Origin of the sequence: Rhizobium sp. CC-YZS058, assembly GCF_034720595.1 — a bacterium.
Taxonomy (GTDB): Bacteria; Pseudomonadota; Alphaproteobacteria; order Rhizobiales; family Rhizobiaceae; genus Ferranicluibacter.
The window spans coordinates 3,555,661-3,572,626 of sequence record NZ_JAYESJ010000001.1 but is presented as its reverse complement, the minus strand read 5'-3'; the positions used below and the strand labels follow the sequence as shown (position 1 = coordinate 3,572,626).

The following is a 16,966-nucleotide window of genomic DNA, read 5'->3' as shown; positions in this document are numbered from 1 at the left end:
CGTCACGCCACCTTCGCCGCCGCCTCGGCGGCGGCTGCGTCCCGTGCCTTGCGGCGGGCGGCATAGGACTGCGCGATCACGGCGCAGGCCATCAGCTGGATCTGGTGGAACAGCATGATCGGCAGCACGATCGCGCCGATCGACACCGGTTGGTGGGCGAAGATGGCATTGGCCATCGGCACCCCGCTCGCAAGAGACTTCTTCGAGCCGCAGAAGGTGATGGTGATCTCATCTTCCTTCGAGAAGCCGAGCAGGCGGCTGCCGAACATGGTGATGCAGAGAACGACTGCGAGAAGCGCCATGTCGAGCAGTACCACGGTTGCGATGTCCCGCGCCGAATAGCGATGCCAGAGCCCCTCCATCACCGCTTCGGAGAAGGCGAGATAGACGACCATCAGGATCGAGCCACGATCGACCGGCCAGAGCAGGCCCTTGCGCGCCCGCACCCAGCCGCCGATCCAGGGCTGCAGCAGCTGTCCGGCGAGGAAGGGCAGCAGCAGCTGCAGCAGGATGCTCTGCAGCGCCGACCACGAGAACCCCTGGCCACCGGTGGTGGAAAGCAGAATGCCGGTCAGAAGCGGCGTCAGGAACATGCCGAGAATGTTGGAGCCGGAGGCGGCCACGATCGCCGCCGGCACATTGCCGCCGGCCATGGAGGTGAAGGCGATGGACGACTGCACGGTCGACGGCAGGACGCAGAGGAAGAGCAGTCCGGTCGAGAGCGACGGCGCCAGCAGGCTTTCCGGCAGATGGCCGAGCGCCAGCCCGATCAGCGGAAAGAGAACGAAGGTCGTCGCAAGGATCGTCAGGTGCAGCCGCCAGTGCAGCGTGCCGGCCACCACTGTCTCGCGCGACAGGCGGGCGCCATGCAGGAAGAACAGGAGACCGATGGCGATATTGGTCGCAACGCCGAACGCGTCCGCTGCCGCACCATGGATCGGCAGAAACGACGCCAGCACCACCGTTGCCACAAGAAGAATGGTGAAACTGTCGGGCAGGAAGCGGCGCATGGGAATGTCTTTCTTTCGATCGGTCTCGCTCGTGCCCGCCTCATCGCCTATCATAAAACGCAATGCAAACACTAACAGCTATCATGATTCACGATGGACCCGCTCAACCTCACCCATCTCTCCAGTTTCCTCATGCTCCACCAGACCGGCAGTTTTACCGAGGCCGCACAGCGGCTCGCCATCGGTCAGTCGACAGTCACCCAGCATATCCAGCGGCTTGAGAAGGCGCTCGGCCGCAGGCTGGTGGTGCGGGATACCCACCACTTGCGCCTGACCGCTGATGGCGAGGCGCTGCTCGGCCCAGCGCGCCGCATGCTGGAGCTCGATCGCGGGGTTGCCGCTCTCTTCGGCGAAACGCGGCTGCGCGGGCGGCTCAGGCTCGGCGTGTCGGAGGACGTGGTCGAGAACCGTCTAACGGAGATCCTGGCGGAGTTCATCCGCCAGTACCCGCTCATCGATCTGGAAATGACAGTGGCGCTCAGCGAGCCGCTGCGGCAGATGCAGGATGCCGGCGATCTGGACCTTGTCTTTGCCAAGCGGCATCCGGGAGAAAGCCACGGACGTTTGCTCTATCGCGAGCCGCTCGTCTGGCTGGCGCGCGATCCCGCCGCCATGCTCGCCCGTTCCGAGGCGTTGCCGCTCATCGCCTTCCCGCCGCCCTCCATCACCCGCCGCGCCGCACAGGAGGCGCTCGACCGCGACCGGCGCGCCTGGCGCATCGTCTGTACCTGTTCGAGCCTTGCCGGGCTTACGGCCGCGGCGCGGGCGGGCATGGGCCTGCTCGTCCAACCGCGCAGTATGGCGCCCTCCGGCCTCAAGGAGGTGCCGGCGGCGGACCTTCCCGCACTCCCCGATGCCGAGTTCGTACTGCTGCGCCGGCGCGGTGCGGATGCGGAGGTCAGCGCGGCGCTGGAGCGGCTGATCGTGGCGCGGATGGTTCCGCAGGCGGGCCCGGCCTGACGCCGCCACCACCTCACCGGCGATAAAATGCCTGTGTCCACAACTGTTCATCGGTAGGCCGCACCGTATATATGGGCCTTGTGCAGCGAGGTCGATGGAATGGTGAACGTGGAGGAGAAGGCGGCGACGGGCATTGCGGGGCTCGATGACGTTCTGGGCGGCGGGTTCTCGCGCCGCCATGTGTTTTTGCTGCAAGGCGAACCCGGGACCGGCAAGACCACCATCGCGCTCCAGTTCCTGACCGAAGGCGCGGCGCGCGGCGAACGCTGCCTCTACATCACGTTGTCGGAAACCGAGACGGAGCTGCGCGAGACGGCGGCCGCCCATGGGCTTTCGATCGACGACGGGGTGGACATCTTCGAACTGGTGCCGCCGGAATCGCTTCTCGATGCCGACCAGCAACAGAGCCTGCTCTATTCCTCCGATCTCGAGCTTGGCGAAACCACCAAGATGATCTTCGAGGCGTTCGAGCGCGGCCAGCCCCATCGCGTCGTGCTGGACAGCCTGTCGGAGATTCGTCTGCTGGCCCAGAGCTCGCTGCGCTATCGTCGCCAGATCCTGGCGCTCAAGCACTACTTTGCCCGCTCGGGCGCAACCGTGCTGCTGCTCGACGACATGACCTCGGAGGACGGGGACAAGGCGGTGCACAGCGTCGTCCACGGGGTCGTTCACCTGGAGCAACTGGCGCCCGACTATGGCGCGGAACGCCGGCGCATGCGCGTGATCAAGTATCGCGGCCAGGCCTTTCGCGGCGGCTATCATGATTTTGTCATCCGCACCGGCGGCATCGCCGTCTTCCCGCGCCTGCGCGCGCTCGAACATCGTGCCGCCTATGACAGCGCGCTTCTCACCAGCGGGATTGCAGAATTCGATGCCCTGCTCGGTGGCGGCATCGATCGCGGCACCAGCACGCTGCTGATCGGCCCCGCCGGAACCGGCAAGAGCCTGTTCGCCCTGCAGTTCATCAGCGCCGCCGTCGCGCGCGGCGAACGTGCCGTCCTCTTCGTCTTCGACGAGGAGCTCGGCGTGCTGTTCAAGCGCACTCAAACCATGGGGTTCGATCTCGAGCGCCTGCGCGACGAGGGCCTGGTTCACATCGAGCAGCTGGATGCCGCCGAAATCTCGCCCGGCGAGTTTTCCCATCGTCTGCGCGAACGGGTGGCCCTCTTCAAGGCGCGGACGGTGGTGATCGACAGCGTCAATGGCTACCAGGCCTCCATGCCGGAGGAAAACGCCCTCATCCTGCATATGCACGAGCTTCTGCAATATCTGAACCGGCAGGGCACCAATACCTTCCTTACCGTCGCCCAGCATGGGCTGGTGGGCGACATGCGCTCGCCGGTCGATGTGACCTATCTCGCCGATACGGTCATCCTGCTGCGCTACTTCGAGGCGCTCGGCAGCGTTCGGCGCGCGGTGTCGGTGATCAAGAAGCGCAGCGGGCCGCATGAAGACACGATCCGCGAGTTTCGCATCAGCAACGACGGATTGTCCGTCGGCAAGGCGCTGACCAATTTCCAGGGCGTGTTGCGCGGTGTGCCGGTCATCATCGGCGAGGGGATGGATCTGCCCAAGCAGGACAGTGCAGGCTATGGTGAATTCTGACAGTGCGTTCACGGCCCTGATCCTGGCGCCCGGCGGCCGCGATGCGCAGGTCGCCAGCGCTTTGATGACGGAACTCGGCCTGTCGCCCGTGGTGGTCGGCGACCTTCGGGCCCTGGTGGCGAGGCTCGGCGATGACGTGGCCCTGGCACTCGTGGTCGAGGATTCTCTTCGCTCTGCAGATCTCAGAGCGCTGTCCGCATGGATCGAGGCGCAGCCGAGCTGGTCGGATCTGCCCTTTATCCTCCTGACCCATCGTGGCGGCGGACCGGAGCGCAACCCGGCCGCGGCCCGCATGTCGGATCTTCTCGGCAATGTCAGCTTTCTGGAGCGCCCTTTCCACGCCACGACGCTGATCAGCGTCGTGCGCACGGCGCTGCGCAGCCGCATGCGCCAGTTCGAGGGCCGCCAGCGCATGCTGGAACTGGATGAGAGCGAGCGGCGGCTGCAGACGGCGCTGTCCGCCGGCCGGCTCGGCGCCTGGGAGCTCGATCTCCAGACGCTGACGCTCACCACCTCGTCCACCTGCAAGGCGATCTTCGGTCACCAGGGCGACGATGCCTTCCCCTATGAACGCTGGCGGTCGATGATCCATCCGGAGGACCGGGCGCGTGTCGAGGCCAGTGTCGATCAATCCCGGGCGACGGGAGAGGATACGGCGGTCGAATATCGGATCATCTGGCCGGACGGCAGCCTGCACTGGGTAGAAATCCGCGCGCAGGCCCATTCCGACCGGCTTGGCCGTCCGATCCGTCTTGTCGGCGTCACCGCCGATATCAGCGAACGGCGCCACGAGGCGGACAAGACCCGCCAGATGAACGAGATCCTCGAGCAGCGTGTGGCCGAGCGCACCGCCGATCTCAAGGCCGCGCATGCCTCCGCGGTCGAGCAGGCTGCGCAGAGGCAGAGTGCCGAGGAGCAATTGCGCCAGGCACAGAAGATGGAGGCCATCGGCCAACTGACCGGCGGCGTCGCGCATGATTTCAACAATCTGCTGATGGCCGTGCTCGGCAATCTGGAGCTTCTGCGCAAACACGTGGCGGGCGACGCCAAGGCGGAGCGGCTGATCGACGGCGCCCAACAGGGCGCGCGCCGCGGCGCCTCGCTCACGCAACGCATGCTCGCCTTTGCCCGCCGGCAGGATCTCAAGATCGAGGCGGTGGATCTCGCCGCGCTGCTGTCGGATGTCGAGGATCTGCTTGCCCGCTCTGTCGGGGCCATGGTGCAGATCGAAGTCGATGCGCCGCAGGGGCTTGCGCCGGTCATGGCAGACGCGAACCAGATCGAGCTTGCTCTGCTGAACCTCGTCGTCAATGCCCGCGACGCCATGCCCGACGGTGGGCTCGTCACCATCGCGCTGCGCCAGGCTGAAGCCGAGGAAAGCGAGGACCTGGCGGCCGGCGCCTATGTCGTGCTCTCCGTCACCGATCGCGGAACGGGCATGGATGCGGAAACGCTGAAACGGGCGATCGAGCCCTTCTACTCGACCAAGGAGCTCGGCAAGGGCACCGGCCTTGGGCTGTCGATGATTCACGGCCTTGCCCGGCAGCTTTCAGGAACGCTGCGGCTGAAAAGCCGGCTGGGCGAAGGCACCTCGGCGGAACTCTGGATCCCCGCCTCCACGCAGGCCGTGGTGGCCAGGCCCGAACCCGACGTCGAGCCGGTCGCAGAGACCGGCGGTGCCGGTTCGCAAGGCCCGCGCCGCATTCTGCTGGTCGATGATGACGCGCTGATCGCCATGAGCTCGGCCGACATGCTGCTCGACCTCGGCCATGAGGTGGTGGAAGCCAATTCCGGACGCGATGCGCTGGGCCATCTGCAGGCAGACGGGCCCTTCGATCTGATGATCACCGATTATTCCATGCCCGGCATGACAGGGGCGGAACTGGCGCTTGCTGCCCGCGAGATCGCGCCGCAAATGCCGGTGCTGCTGGCAACCGGCTATGCCGACCTGCCGCCAGGCGTCGAGCTGGATGTGCCGCGCCTTGGCAAGCCCTATTCCCAGAGCCAGCTGGAGCGCGAGCTGCAGAAGATCTTTGCGGCTTGAGACGCTCGATCGCGCATCTGCAGCGCGCTTCCGCACCTGCGTCGTAACCTTAATTTAAGGTTACGCTTTCACGCCAGCCCGCCGCTTGGCACACAGTCGTCGTGGTTCCTGTTAGGAGTTTAGCAACCATGATGATCGATGTGCGGGACGACGTGACGGATATCTGCTGGGGCGACTCGGTGGTGGTCGATCTGGGCGATGGTCTCTGGCAGCGCGTGCGCAGCCCCGCCCAGGCCTTGCAGTTGCTGACGGTGCAATGGTCGGGCGAACAGGGCGAGCGGTTCCACAAGGTTTGCGACACGTGCTATGCCGCGCTCGCGCGCCGCGCGACGGTCTTCCAGGCCCGCCAGGCTTTCGTCGATTTCTACCGCACCGCCTGGAGCGTCTCGCGCTGAGACGGTGACAGGCTGAAAGCCCGACGGATCCAGGCTCAGAGGATCAACGTGCGGTCCGTCTTTTCGCGGCTCTGCTCGTCCATGACGATGCTCCAGGCGACGAAGAACAGAGCGGCGATCAGCGGTCCGATGATGAAGCCGTTGATGCCGATCAGCGCAATGCCGCCGACGGTGGACATCAGCACGACATAATCCGGAAGCTTCGTTTCCTTGCCGACCAGCGGCGGGCGCAGCAGATTGTCGACGAGGCCGATGACGAGCACGCCGACGCCGACCAGAATGATCGCCTTGGTGGCGCTGCCGGAGAGCGCCAGATAGATGGCGGCGGGCACCCAGACGATCGCCGCGCCGACGGCCGGCAGGAGCGACAGGAAGGCCATCAGCACGCCCCAGAGCAGGGCCGCCTCGATGCCGAGGGCCCAGAAGGCAATGCCGCCGATCAAGCCTTGGAGGGCGGCGATGATGACATTGCCGCGCACCGTGGCCCGGACGACCGACAGAAACTTCGCGGAGAACTGCTGGGTGTGCGCATCGCTGAGTGGCAGCGCGCGGCGCAGCGTGCGGGCGAGCGACCGGCCATCGCGGAACAGGAAGAAGAGAAGATAGAGCATCAGGCCGAAGGCGATGAACACCTGCACCGTGCTCTGCCCGAAGGTGAGCGCCCGGCTGGCGAAGAAACTGCCGCCCTGCATGGCCGCCGAGGAGACCCGCCGCCAGAGGTCCTGCAAGCCGTTTTCCTGCAGCGTGCGGATCCAGTCCTGAAGGGCCGTGGGCAGCGAATTCTGTAGTCCTGTCCACAGAGCCTGAAGGTCGATCTCGCCGCTCTCGATCCGTCCATAGATCGAGGTGGCGTGGCGGGCGATCGAGCCGACGATGATCATGCCGGGGATGATGACGAGGCAGATGCAGATCAGCACCGAGCAGACCGCCGCAAGGCTTCGTCGCCCGCCGAACAGCCGCTCCAGCCGGACATGGAGGGGATAAAAGACGATGGCCAGCGCCACGGCCCAAAGGATGGCCGAATAGAACGGCAACATCAGAACGACGAAGGCGATGCTGACCAGCACGAGAACGAGATAGAAGGAAACGCGCTGGACGGGCATGGGAGTCCTTTGGCCGGTGCTTGAGCTTCTCGTGAAGAACATAGGCGATCGCCGCGCGCGGAACAGTCTACACCATGCGGCTTTCCCCAAGCTTGCGCATTTGAGGGACGCAAACTCCTCTATTCATGAGCACATCGCCCTCGTCTGTTATTTTTCATCATGGAAAACTAACGCTTCCTCCGGACGAGAAAAAGGGGATGCTGGTGTTCGGGATCCTTGATTCGCCTGGGGTGGCGTTGGGGCGGGGAGCCTGCCGGACTGGGGCGCTTGAACCCATAATCGTCCGGCAACCATGAGGGTGGGAGGCGGAGGGCATCCGGCCTCCTCTAAGCCGAATGAGCCGGCACAAGGGGCAAGACATGAACCAGGCAGACGACGTCAGAAGCTGGGCCGTTTTCCGCGCACAACAGATCCTCATGCGGGAAGGCATGGATCTGGCGCTTTCCGCGCAGGATTTCGACAAGGACGAAGTGCGGGCGCGCGGCAAGCGGCTGGCCATGGCGATCGCCAGTTCCTTGATGGAAGCCTCGACGGTTCACGCCACGCGCAACTGAGCGCGCTGCCGCCCGTCAGTTGACCGAAACCGGCTTGGAGCGCATGCGCGAAACCGTTTCGCGCTCCGCCCGCTTGCAGCGCATCGGCGGAAGGTTGCGGTCCATCAGGTCCATGTCTTCGAGCACCATGTCGCCCATCCGCTTGAACGCGATGTCGAGTGCGCCGGCGCGGTGCGCCGAGCGCAGAAAGCCGGGCAAGGTGCGCACGGGGTGGTCGGCAGAAAGCGGCTCCTCCGGGAAGACGTCGCTGGCCGCGCGGATATGACCGCTCTCGACCGCGGCGATCAGGTCGTCGAAGTTCACCACGGCTGCGCGGCTGAGCAGGATGAAGGCCGCCCCTGGCCGCATGGCGGCAAAGGCCTTCGCATTGAGGAAGCCCTCGTTCTCGCTGGTCACCGAGGCGACCACGAAGACGACGTCGCTCTCCGTCAGCACCGATTCGAGGCTTGCGGGCAGAACACCGTGATCGGCCAGGATCGAGGCCGGCATCCAGGGGTCGAAGACGCGCGTCGTGGTGCGGAACCCCGTCAGAAGCCGGTTCAGCGCCTTGCCGAGATCGCCGAAGCCGATCAGGCCGACATTCGCCCCGGAGAGCAGCCGCGCGCCGGTGTTGCCGTCGCCGCCCCATCGTTCGCGACCCTCCCGGAAGTCGAGATCGGCATCGACCAGACCCCTGAACAGCGAAAGCGCCATGGCAAGGCCGAGCTCGGCCACCGGCTCGGCAAAGACCTGGCCCGTGGTCACGACATGGATGCCGCGGGCAAACAGGATGTCATAAGGCATGTTGTTGAGCAGGTTGCTCTCGACGTTGAGGATCGCCCGCAGCTGCGGCATGCGCTCCAGCGTTTCCGCATCGAGCGGCGGCTGGCCGAGAATGAAACGGGCCCGGCCAAGAACCGCGTCATCCAGCGCGGCGATCGCCTCCGGATCGGCCTCGACGATCTCGTAGCGATCATGCAGCGCGCGTCGGGCTTCCTCGGTGAAGATCAGGTCCAAGCTGCGCGGTTCCGGCGCGCTGATGACCAGCGGGCGCTCCCCAAAATCGGCTGCATGCGTCATGGTCTTTTCCTCCAGCTGCCCCGCGCAGCGCCTCCTGTGTCGGCAGGCACTATCGCAACCACGGGCGGCGAGGCAAGAGGCACGGCGGCCACGAACGGCGCAGACAGATCAATAGGGCAGGCCGCGCAGCTGGCGCAGGTTGGAAGGCGGCAGCATGGGCGAAACGAATTCCGGGCCGCCATCGCGGCGGCAGATGTTGACGGCCCGGTAGCGGGGCCCCCGTTCCGGCATGATGCCATCGCGCGCCCGGTCGATATAAGCCTGCTCGCAGGTCACCCTCGGCTGTCCGACCAGCGGCGCCTGGGGGGCGACACCCGGCAGATACCCCTCCACGCTTCCCGAGCCGGGTGGCGTGATTTCGCGCGCGCCCTGCTCCTGCGCCATGGCAGGCGCTGCGGCAAGCAAAGTCGTAACAAGAAGAAGGGCGGCGGAGCGGTGGCGAAGGCAGGGCATAGGGCTCCTTAGGGCAAGGGGTCTCGCGTCGCCGCGCTGAACAGGCTAGTGCAGGAGGGCCGCTTCTTCACCGGCCTTGCCGGCGGCGGGGCGGGCTGCCGTTTCAAGATGTGGGGGTGTTCGATGGCGAATGCAATACGAGTACACGAGGGAGACATCGCGCCCGCCGATGCCGCGCGCTATACAGGCGCGATTGCCATCGACACGGAGACCCTCGGCCTCGTGCCGCGGCGCGACCGGCTCTGCCTGGTTCAGCTCTCTCCAGGCGATGGCAGCGCCGATGTGATCCGCATCGCCAAGGGCCAGAGCGAGGCGCCGCGCCTTGTGTCCTTGCTGGCCGATCCGGACCGGCAGAAGATCTTTCATTACGGCCGCTTCGATATCGCCGTGCTCTTCCACACCTTCGGTGTCACGACCACGCCGGTCTTCTGCACCAAAATCGCCTCGCGGCTGACCCGCACCTATACGGATCGCCACGGGCTGAAGGATAATCTGAAGGAGATGCTGGACGTCGATATTTCAAAACAGCAGCAATCCTCCGACTGGGCGGCCGAAACCCTTTCCCAGGCGCAGCTCGATTACGCCGCTTCCGATGTGCTTCACCTCCACGCGTTGCGCGAGAAGCTGACTGAACGGCTGCTGCGCGACGACCGGATGGCGCTGGCACGATCCTGCTTCGATTTTCTGCCCACGCGCGCCAAGCTCGACCTGCTCGGCTGGCAGGAAACCGACATCTTTGCGCACAGTTAACCCTAATTTAGAGACTACTACCTTATAAGTCGTGGCCCGTGCAATCTCAGGTGCGAGGCCCGACCCATGATCCTCCCGACGCAGCTTGCCGCCGGCGCGGCATCCGGTCAGTTGATGCGCTCGATTCTCGAGGATGCGGAAGAACGCCGCATCCAGGAGGAGGAGGCGCGCCGCAAGACGCCGAAGAGCAACGATCTCCTGGCCGCCAAGACCAAGCGCAGCCAGAGCCACGAGGCGTTGAACGACAAGATCAACGCGCATTTCTTCGGCGCGCAGAAGCACAATGACGAGGCCATGCAGGCGCTGATCGGCCGGTTCACCGGCATCTTCGGCCTCGAGCGGGAGAAGGGCGAGCTCGACACGGATTTCGCCCAGCGCCTGTCGGACGCCACGGTTCTCATCGATCATATCAGCGCCACGGAATTTTTCTGGCCGCCGGCGATGCAGAAGTTCTCCCTCGCACGCTTCGGCGTGTCGGTCGCCGAATTGAAGGACACGCTCGACCCCAAGCTCAAGGACCAGCCGCACAGCGAAATGGCGAAAATGATCGCCCGTTACGTCGACCGGCTCGCAATCGCGCCCCAGGGGGAACATGAGACCGATGTTATCTACAGCGAGCGTGTCGGGCGCGCTTTGGCCGATTATCGCAAGCCGCTGGCCTGGAGCGTGGCCGAGCTCGAAAAGAAGTCCGGGCTGCGCGATCTCGGATTCACCGCAGCGGACATGATCGAAGCCATCGCCAAGCCGTTCGGTGACAAGGCGCAGGCGATCCGCGAGGCGCTCGACAAGCAGATGCGCGAGGAGACGTTCGCCACCAAGGACATGACCAAGGTTCTCCAGCGCATGGAGGAGGTGGCGGATCCGAAAACGGTGGAGGAACTCGAACTCGACCGCACCGACCATTCCGACCCGACCAAGGTCGAGGATGCGGACACGAAGAAGGAGCGGGAGGAAAAGATCAAGGCGCTCCAGGCCTCCGGCAAGCTCGACGATGTGAAGAAGGCGCGCGAGGCGATCGCGGAGATGAACGAGGCGCTGGATAAGCTGCCGGACCAGGCGGGCGATGCGTCCGGCACACCCGGTTCAGGCTCGGCTGGTGCCGATGTGGGAGATCTCCTCCTGGCCTTGGCTGCCGGCGCGGAAGCCGCGCAATGCGAACTGGAGACCGAGGAGACGACCACAGCCGGGACGCAGAACGTCGTCGACGCGGCAGAAGAGGCTGTGGATGACGCGGCCGGCAAATCCGACGATACGCTCCAGGCCGAAGCCGAAGCGGATCAGATGCTGATGACGGCACGCGCTGGCCCGGGGGATCCGGGCACGCGCGGGAGCGAGGAGGAGGAGGCGGCTGCGGCCATCCTGCCCGTCTCGCTCGACGAAAATGGCATCTACCAGATTTTGAAGCGCAAGGCCGAGCAGGCCGCTTTGCAACCCGTTCAGCCGCAATCGTGAAAGACCGGGGCACTCCCCGTCCAAAGTGCAACAGTCGCCAACACCTGTCGAAAGGCCAGGCCGATGATCCTTCCCACCCAGCTCGCCGCCGGCGCGGCATCCAGCATGCTGATGCGCTCCATGATCGAGGATTCGGAAGAACGCCGTATTCAGGAAGAGGAGGCCCGTCGCAAGACGCCGAAGACCGACGATCTCACGGCCGCGAAACTGAAGCGCAGCCAGAGCCATGCCGCGCTCAACGAGAAGATCAACGCGCATTTCTTCGGTGCGCTGGGCAACGACAGCCCGTTGATGGCGCGGCTGATCTCCCGCTTCCTCGATGCCATCGGAGTCTCCGTGGATCCCGACGCAACGCGAAAAGACATCGCAGACTGCGCATCCGATGCCCTTGTCCTGATGGAGAAGGTGAGCAAAGACGCCAAGAAGCTGAAATTGCCGATCACCTTGGAAAGCTTCAAGACCTCGGTCGAAGCCGTCGAAGCCGCGCGCGATCCGGCACGCGCGGAAGAGGCGCACGATCCCGTGGCGGCGATGATCGCGAGAACCATGGACCATCTGTCCATCGCGCCTCGGTTCGCCGACGAGACGAAGGAGGAGTTCAATTACCGGGTTGGCCTTCAATTACGGGATTATCGCGCAACATTGGCAAATTCCGTCCAGGAGGTCGAACGGCGCTCAGGACTGCGCGATCTGGGCTTCAGCGCAAACCAGCTGATCGAGGCGATCGCCAACCCGGGTGGGGATATGGCCAAGGCCATCCAAGAGGCACTCGACACGCAGGCGCGCGAGGAAAAATTCGCCTCGAAGGACATGGCCAAGGTGCTTCAGCGCCTGGAGGAGGCCGCAGATCCGAAGACACTGGACGAGCTGAAGCTCGACCGCACGGATCGCTCGGACCCCACCAAGGTCGAGGACGCGGAGACGAAAAAGGAGCGCGAAGAAAAGATCCGGTCGCTCGAAGCCGCCGGCAAGCTCGATGACGTGCTGGACGCTCAGGATGCGATCGCCGAGATGAACAAGGCGCTCGACACGTTGCCGGAGGGAGCCAAGGACGGCGCGGGCACCTCGGCAGCATCTGCCGACGTGTCGGTCGGAGATGTCCTGCTTGCACTCGCCGCCGGCGCGGAGGCGGCGCATGACGAGGTCGAGCGCGAGCAGACCGAGGCGACGCAGGGCGAGAGCGCGGTCGAGGCCGCCGAGGCGGCATTCGACGAGTCGGCCGGCAAGTCCGATGAAACGAAGCAGGCGGAAGCCGAGGAAAAGCAGACACAGATGGTCGCGCGTGCCGCGCCCGGCGACCCGGGGACCGCGGGGATGGAGGAGGAGGAACCCGGCATCCTTCCCGTATCGGTGGACGAGAACGGAATCTACGCGATCCTGAAACGCAAGGCGGAGGAGGCGGCTCAAAAGGCGCCGCTCGCCGCGCCGGCCGCGGCCTGAAGCGCGGCCTAGTCCGTCCTGGGCTTGCGCACGACGCCGAGCCGGGCAATCACCGCGCGGGGAATGCGGTAGCGGGCGATCGCGTCCTTGTTGGAGAGCAGGCCGCAGAGCTCGCGGGTGATGAAGAAGGACCAGACCACATCGGCGGCCTCGTCGAGCAGCGCCTCACGCATGCCTTCATCCGTACAGGCCTCGAGCCGGGCAATGGCGGTCTCGACCTTCAATCCATGGCGGCCGAGCGCGTCGGCGCGCTCGCTCATCAGCTCATATTCGAGAAGATCGAAACCGGTGGCGCGGGCGCCGGGGTTGGTCAGGGAGCTTGGCGGGCGAACCGTCATCGGCAATTCCTTCCTCTAGCCGGCGCTCGACATTGCCGGATAAGCGGGGAGGTGGGGTCGCGCGCCGGACGTGGCAAGGGTTCAGGCCTGCGCAGCCCGCGCGCGGACTTCGCGCAGCGACCAGTCCTTGAGCAGCGCGCCATTGCGCCAGACCGGCTGCAGCAGGTTCTCCCGCCCGGCCAGCTGGTCCAGCCGCACGGCTTCGAGCCCGAGACCGCCCATGACGACGGCCTGGCGCCCGGCCTTGGTCGCCTTCACGTTCATGGTCGCCGGACGCTTCCAGACATCATGCCATTTCCCGGCGTTGTCGAGTCTGGCATTGGCCTTCATGGTAAAGCCGAACTGGTCGCGATCGACCCTTTGCAGAATACGCGATCCCATGGCGAAGCTGATGTTCTCGGCCGCGTAGCCGAAAGCCTCGAGCCGGCTTAGGATCTGGTTCATGTCGGAAAGCGTGATGCCGTCGCCCTGGATCACGCGCACCGCGCGGTCGAGCACCTTGAAGCCCTTGCGGTTGGGGGTCGAGCCGAAGCGATAGTCGAGCTGCTGGATGACCTGGATCGGCGTCTCGATCGGATCGCCGCTGTCGGGACGAATATGCACGGTCGCGCCGCTGGCCTTCACCTTGTCGCGCAGCCGCTTGCCCCATGTCTCGGAGACGGCGGTGGCGATGTCGTAGCTGTCGGACACCACCGCGAACGCGCCGACCGGGGCGAACTGGTCGATCATGGCGGAGAAGGCCTCCGCCTCGCGGTCGCCGCCCCAAGCGGTCATGGTCGAGTGTTCGGAGGCGGGCATCGAGGTCCCCGCCATCTCCGCGCCGTAGAACCGCCGGGCATAGACGATGGCCGGCATCGTGTCCGTCTGGGCAAAATGCAGGAGATGCGCGACGCCGCCGATGCCCGCCTGCTCGTAGCTTGCCACGCCGCGTGCACCGTAATCGAGCAGCCGCGTCGGCAGCAGCGCCTCCGGCGTATCCGAGGTCCGCTCCAGCGCGCCGGCCAGCGCCAGCTTGATGCGGCGCACAGTGCCGGCCACTGTGGACGGATACCAGACGGCGCGGATCAGCGCGGTTTCGATATGCGACACCAGCCAGGCGCAGGCCGGATCGGTGTTGGCGACCTGCACGAGCGGCACGCCCCGGCGCGTGACCACGCCCTCCGGCAGCGCTTCGATGACGAGCGGCAGGAAGCCGCCATGCGCCTCGACGATATGCATCCAGCCGGCGCGGTTGAAGGGTTGGCCATGGGCGGTCACGATCGCCTCGGCCTCTTCCACATGCGCTCTGGTCACCGGCCGCGCCAGCGCATCTTTCAGAAACATCTGCAGGCCGAAGAATTGCACATCGACCAGATCCGGCGCACCACGCGTCTCGATATAGGAGGAAAGGGCGGCCGTGCCGGGCGGATATTGGAGATAGTGGCCGAACTTGTAGCTGTCGGTATCGAGAATGAGGTTTGCCGCACTCATCGATTCGTCCCCTCCGCTGATCGTCGGCGACAGGATTAGGCGAGGCACCTTGTCTCCGCAAGACAAGCGCCGCCGGCCGGTAACGCTTTGTCAACCATGCTGTCATAGTCTGTCTCTGTCGAGTATCTCATGCATGCCGTTCGGCGCGACGCCGCAGCCGACCCTCATAGTCCTGCCGTTTCGGCTTCGACGACCCCGCGCATGATGCGTTCGCGCAGTCCATACCCCCTTTGAAGCCGGCCAAGGCCGGCACCTGCAGCCGGACTGGCGCGCTGCATGCTGACCCTTCGAGGTCCGCCGGTTCCGGACCGGAGACCGTAGAGATGGCACCCGTTATCGCCAGGAGTGCCGCCGCGGCCCTGGCCGATGGCGGAACGCCCCGAGATCGCCAGCCGCTTGGCAGCGCGACCCGCCGGTTCGACACGATTCTGCAGGTGCTGGAAATGGTCGTGAAGGACCTGCCAGCTGCCGACCCGGGAACGCGGGTGGCGCTCGGCCGGCTGACCGAGGCGCTCGGCCGGATCTTCAACCTGCCGCCGCAGCCGCAGGAGGGTCTTGGCGCCTTTGCCAAGCGCCTGATCGCGCATATGGAGCAGATGCCGCCGGCCGCCCGCGCCATGCTCGACAAGCAATTGATCCAGCAAAGCCTGATCGCCGCGCTGAAGCTCCTAGTCGAAAGCCTGAAGAACGGCGCCATTCTCGATCTCCTGCCGAAGGGCGATCTGCCGCTGCCGCAGGCTGGGCCGCATCGCGCCGAGCCGGACCACGCATCCTTTCGTCCGCCCGTGATCCAGCAGCCGCTCCCGCTCCATGCCGCCCCGTGGCATCCCTCGACCGCTGCCGGCAAGGCGCCCGAGCTGCAGGCAGCGCTGCAACGCGCCTATGCGGAGGGGATGCCGGCCGCCGCGGGCGCACAGGGTGCGCAAGCAGCGGCGGCAGCACCGCCGCAAAGCCGGGCTCCGGATATGGGTCGACTGCCCCCTGTCGACGCGGACAGTGCAACGCTCGAGGCGGCACTGGCGCTCGGTGCAGCGTCGTTCGACGACGAACCGATCCCAGCCTTGACGCAATCCGCAGCCTTTCTTGCCCGGGATTCGGAGGCGCTGGCGCGGGTGGTGGAGATCGTCACGGATTTCCTGCGGGAGGACGAAGAGTCCATGCTGGCACACCAGGCGGGCGGGACCGACGAGCACGACGCCGAATTCATCGGGCCGCGCGCCCCGCGCGCCTCCACCCCGCTCGACACCTTCAACGGCCCGCGGCAGGCGGCGGGGGCGGATCATTTTGCCCCACTGGACCATGAACCGGAAGCGGCAAGGCTCCGCCAGACTTCCTTCGACGAGGAGCGCGGCCTCAGCGAAGCCAGAGACCGGCCGGCCTTCGAGCCGACGCTTGCGCGTCGTCTCCCCACCGCTGCCGCCTCTGGCGTCCATACGGCCGCTCCCCTGCCGATGACGGCGGCATCACCGCGCGATGCCGCTGCCCCGGCCAGCGAAAGCGTGGCTTCGGACCGGCAAACGCGCGCCGGACCGGTGGCGGAGGAGGCGCTTACGGAGGCCGCGCCGCGTCTTGCCCCTCTCCATCTCAACAGCCTGCCGCCCACCGCGACCCCGGTCGCGGAGCCGCAGTTCGACGAATGGGACATGCTCTTCACCATGCTCGCGGGCTCCCGCGAGCTGCCGGAACCGCGCGCCGAGGAAGGCGGCCTGCCGCCGGCGGCAGAGGAAGAAGAGGCTGCGCAGCCGAACGCAGGCAGTGCGAAGAGCGCCGCTTCCCATGCCGGCGGCGCGGGGCAGAACGCGGCCGGCACCGCGCAGGCGGACCGCGGACTGCAGGCCGCCCGCACCGCTCAGGATCATCTGGGGCTCGCAGCCCCTGCCGCCGAGGCTCTGTCGACCCCGATCGCAGATCTGCCTGCCTTGGCGCTTCCCCGCGCGCTGCCGGCCTTCTTCGTCCCGCTCTACCCACCTGCCTTCGATCCGGCGCCGCGTGAGGACGAGGCCGAGCCGGAGCGGCAGAAGGGCGGGCAGGAGGAGGCGGAGGAGAAGGAAGGCCAGCGCCGCAGGCCGGCGCATCGCGGCGAGGATGCTGGAGAGCCCGACATCGAGCCGGATGCCGGCGCGGCCACGCTCTACCGCCGCCTAAGCGATCTTAGCTGAGGCAGCCCTCACCAGCTGGGTGGCCCTGCGGAGATCAGCAAGTGCCGTCTTCCTCAGCAGGTTCGACGGCGTCTTTCATCATCAATTGACGACTTACGGCCAGCTTTCACTCTTGAACCCTGAAAAACTGCGCTAAAACATTGCTGCATATGAATATTGTTCGGTACCGTACTC

The 16,966-nt window shown here is 65.9% G+C and carries 15 protein-coding genes; 9 read left to right on the top strand and 6 right to left on the bottom strand.

Annotated features, from left to right (window positions below):
- Positions 1-2 precede the first annotated feature (2 nt).
- Complete coding sequence (locus U8330_RS17085) at positions 3-1,010, bottom strand: bile acid:sodium symporter family protein (protein WP_323106440.1); 1,008 nt, start codon at positions 1,008-1,010, stop codon at positions 3-5.
- 93 nt (positions 1,011-1,103) lie between these two features.
- Here U8330_RS17085 and U8330_RS17080 point away from each other — a divergent pair, with 93 nt between their 5' ends.
- From U8330_RS17080 to U8330_RS17065, 4 genes are all read left to right on the top strand, one after another.
- Positions 1,104-1,970, top strand: a complete 867-nt coding sequence (locus tag U8330_RS17080) for a LysR family transcriptional regulator (protein WP_323106439.1) — start codon at positions 1,104-1,106, stop codon at positions 1,968-1,970.
- Positions 1,971-2,069: 99 nt separating this feature from the next.
- Positions 2,070-3,575 carry an ATPase domain-containing protein gene (locus tag U8330_RS17075; protein ID WP_323106438.1) on the top strand — a complete coding sequence of 502 codons (1,506 nt, stop codon included), beginning with the start codon at positions 2,070-2,072 and terminating at the stop codon, positions 3,573-3,575.
- The gene (locus U8330_RS17070; protein WP_323106437.1) at positions 3,562-5,619 is read left to right on the top strand and encodes a PAS domain-containing protein; all 2,058 of its coding nucleotides are present in this window, start codon (positions 3,562-3,564) and stop codon (positions 5,617-5,619) included. The genes U8330_RS17075 and U8330_RS17070 overlap by 14 nt, the downstream gene beginning before the upstream one ends.
- A gap of 128 nt (positions 5,620-5,747) precedes the next feature.
- Positions 5,748-6,014 carry a DUF982 domain-containing protein gene (locus tag U8330_RS17065; protein ID WP_323106436.1) on the top strand — a complete coding sequence of 89 codons (267 nt, stop codon included), beginning with the start codon at positions 5,748-5,750 and terminating at the stop codon, positions 6,012-6,014.
- 35 nt (positions 6,015-6,049) lie between these two features.
- On the opposite strand, the gene U8330_RS17060 is transcribed toward U8330_RS17065, so the two are convergent.
- Positions 6,050-7,117, bottom strand: a complete 1,068-nt coding sequence (locus U8330_RS17060; protein WP_323106435.1) for an AI-2E family transporter — start codon at positions 7,115-7,117, stop codon at positions 6,050-6,052.
- 359 nt (positions 7,118-7,476) lie between these two features.
- Between U8330_RS17060 and U8330_RS17055 the strand changes: the two genes are divergently transcribed.
- Positions 7,477-7,671 (top strand): hypothetical protein, encoded by a 195-nt coding sequence (locus U8330_RS17055; protein ID WP_323106434.1) that lies wholly within the window; start codon positions 7,477-7,479, stop codon positions 7,669-7,671.
- A 15-nt stretch (positions 7,672-7,686) separates the two neighbouring features.
- On the opposite strand, the gene U8330_RS17050 is transcribed toward U8330_RS17055, so the two are convergent.
- The gene (locus U8330_RS17050; RefSeq protein ID WP_323106433.1) at positions 7,687-8,730 is read right to left on the bottom strand and encodes a hydroxyacid dehydrogenase; all 1,044 of its coding nucleotides are present in this window, start codon (positions 8,728-8,730) and stop codon (positions 7,687-7,689) included.
- A gap of 108 nt (positions 8,731-8,838) precedes the next feature.
- On the bottom strand, positions 8,839-9,183 hold the full coding sequence (locus U8330_RS17045) for a hypothetical protein (protein WP_323106432.1): 345 nt from the start codon (positions 9,181-9,183) through the stop codon (positions 8,839-8,841).
- A gap of 123 nt (positions 9,184-9,306) precedes the next feature.
- Here U8330_RS17045 and U8330_RS17040 point away from each other — a divergent pair, with 123 nt between their 5' ends.
- From U8330_RS17040 to U8330_RS17030, 3 genes are all read left to right on the top strand, one after another.
- Positions 9,307-9,933 carry a ribonuclease D gene (locus U8330_RS17040; protein WP_323106431.1) on the top strand — a complete coding sequence of 209 codons (627 nt, stop codon included), beginning with the start codon at positions 9,307-9,309 and terminating at the stop codon, positions 9,931-9,933.
- A 66-nt stretch (positions 9,934-9,999) separates the two neighbouring features.
- Positions 10,000-11,385 carry a hypothetical protein gene (locus tag U8330_RS17035; RefSeq protein ID WP_323106430.1) on the top strand — a complete coding sequence of 462 codons (1,386 nt, stop codon included), beginning with the start codon at positions 10,000-10,002 and terminating at the stop codon, positions 11,383-11,385.
- 291 nt (positions 11,386-11,676) lie between these two features.
- Positions 11,677-12,825, top strand: a complete 1,149-nt coding sequence (locus tag U8330_RS17030) for a hypothetical protein (protein WP_323106429.1) — start codon at positions 11,677-11,679, stop codon at positions 12,823-12,825.
- A gap of 8 nt (positions 12,826-12,833) precedes the next feature.
- On the opposite strand, the gene U8330_RS17025 is transcribed toward U8330_RS17030, so the two are convergent.
- Both U8330_RS17025 and U8330_RS17020 read right to left on the bottom strand, forming a co-directional pair.
- The gene (locus U8330_RS17025) at positions 12,834-13,163 is read right to left on the bottom strand and encodes a DUF6665 family protein (RefSeq protein ID WP_323106428.1); all 330 of its coding nucleotides are present in this window, start codon (positions 13,161-13,163) and stop codon (positions 12,834-12,836) included.
- Between the two features lie 81 nt (positions 13,164-13,244).
- Positions 13,245-14,633 carry a nicotinate phosphoribosyltransferase gene (locus U8330_RS17020; RefSeq protein WP_323106427.1) on the bottom strand — a complete coding sequence of 463 codons (1,389 nt, stop codon included), beginning with the start codon at positions 14,631-14,633 and terminating at the stop codon, positions 13,245-13,247.
- A gap of 323 nt (positions 14,634-14,956) precedes the next feature.
- Between U8330_RS17020 and U8330_RS17015 the strand changes: the two genes are divergently transcribed.
- On the top strand, positions 14,957-16,792 hold the full coding sequence (locus U8330_RS17015) for a hypothetical protein (RefSeq protein WP_323106426.1): 1,836 nt from the start codon (positions 14,957-14,959) through the stop codon (positions 16,790-16,792).
- Positions 16,793-16,966 lie beyond the last annotated feature (174 nt).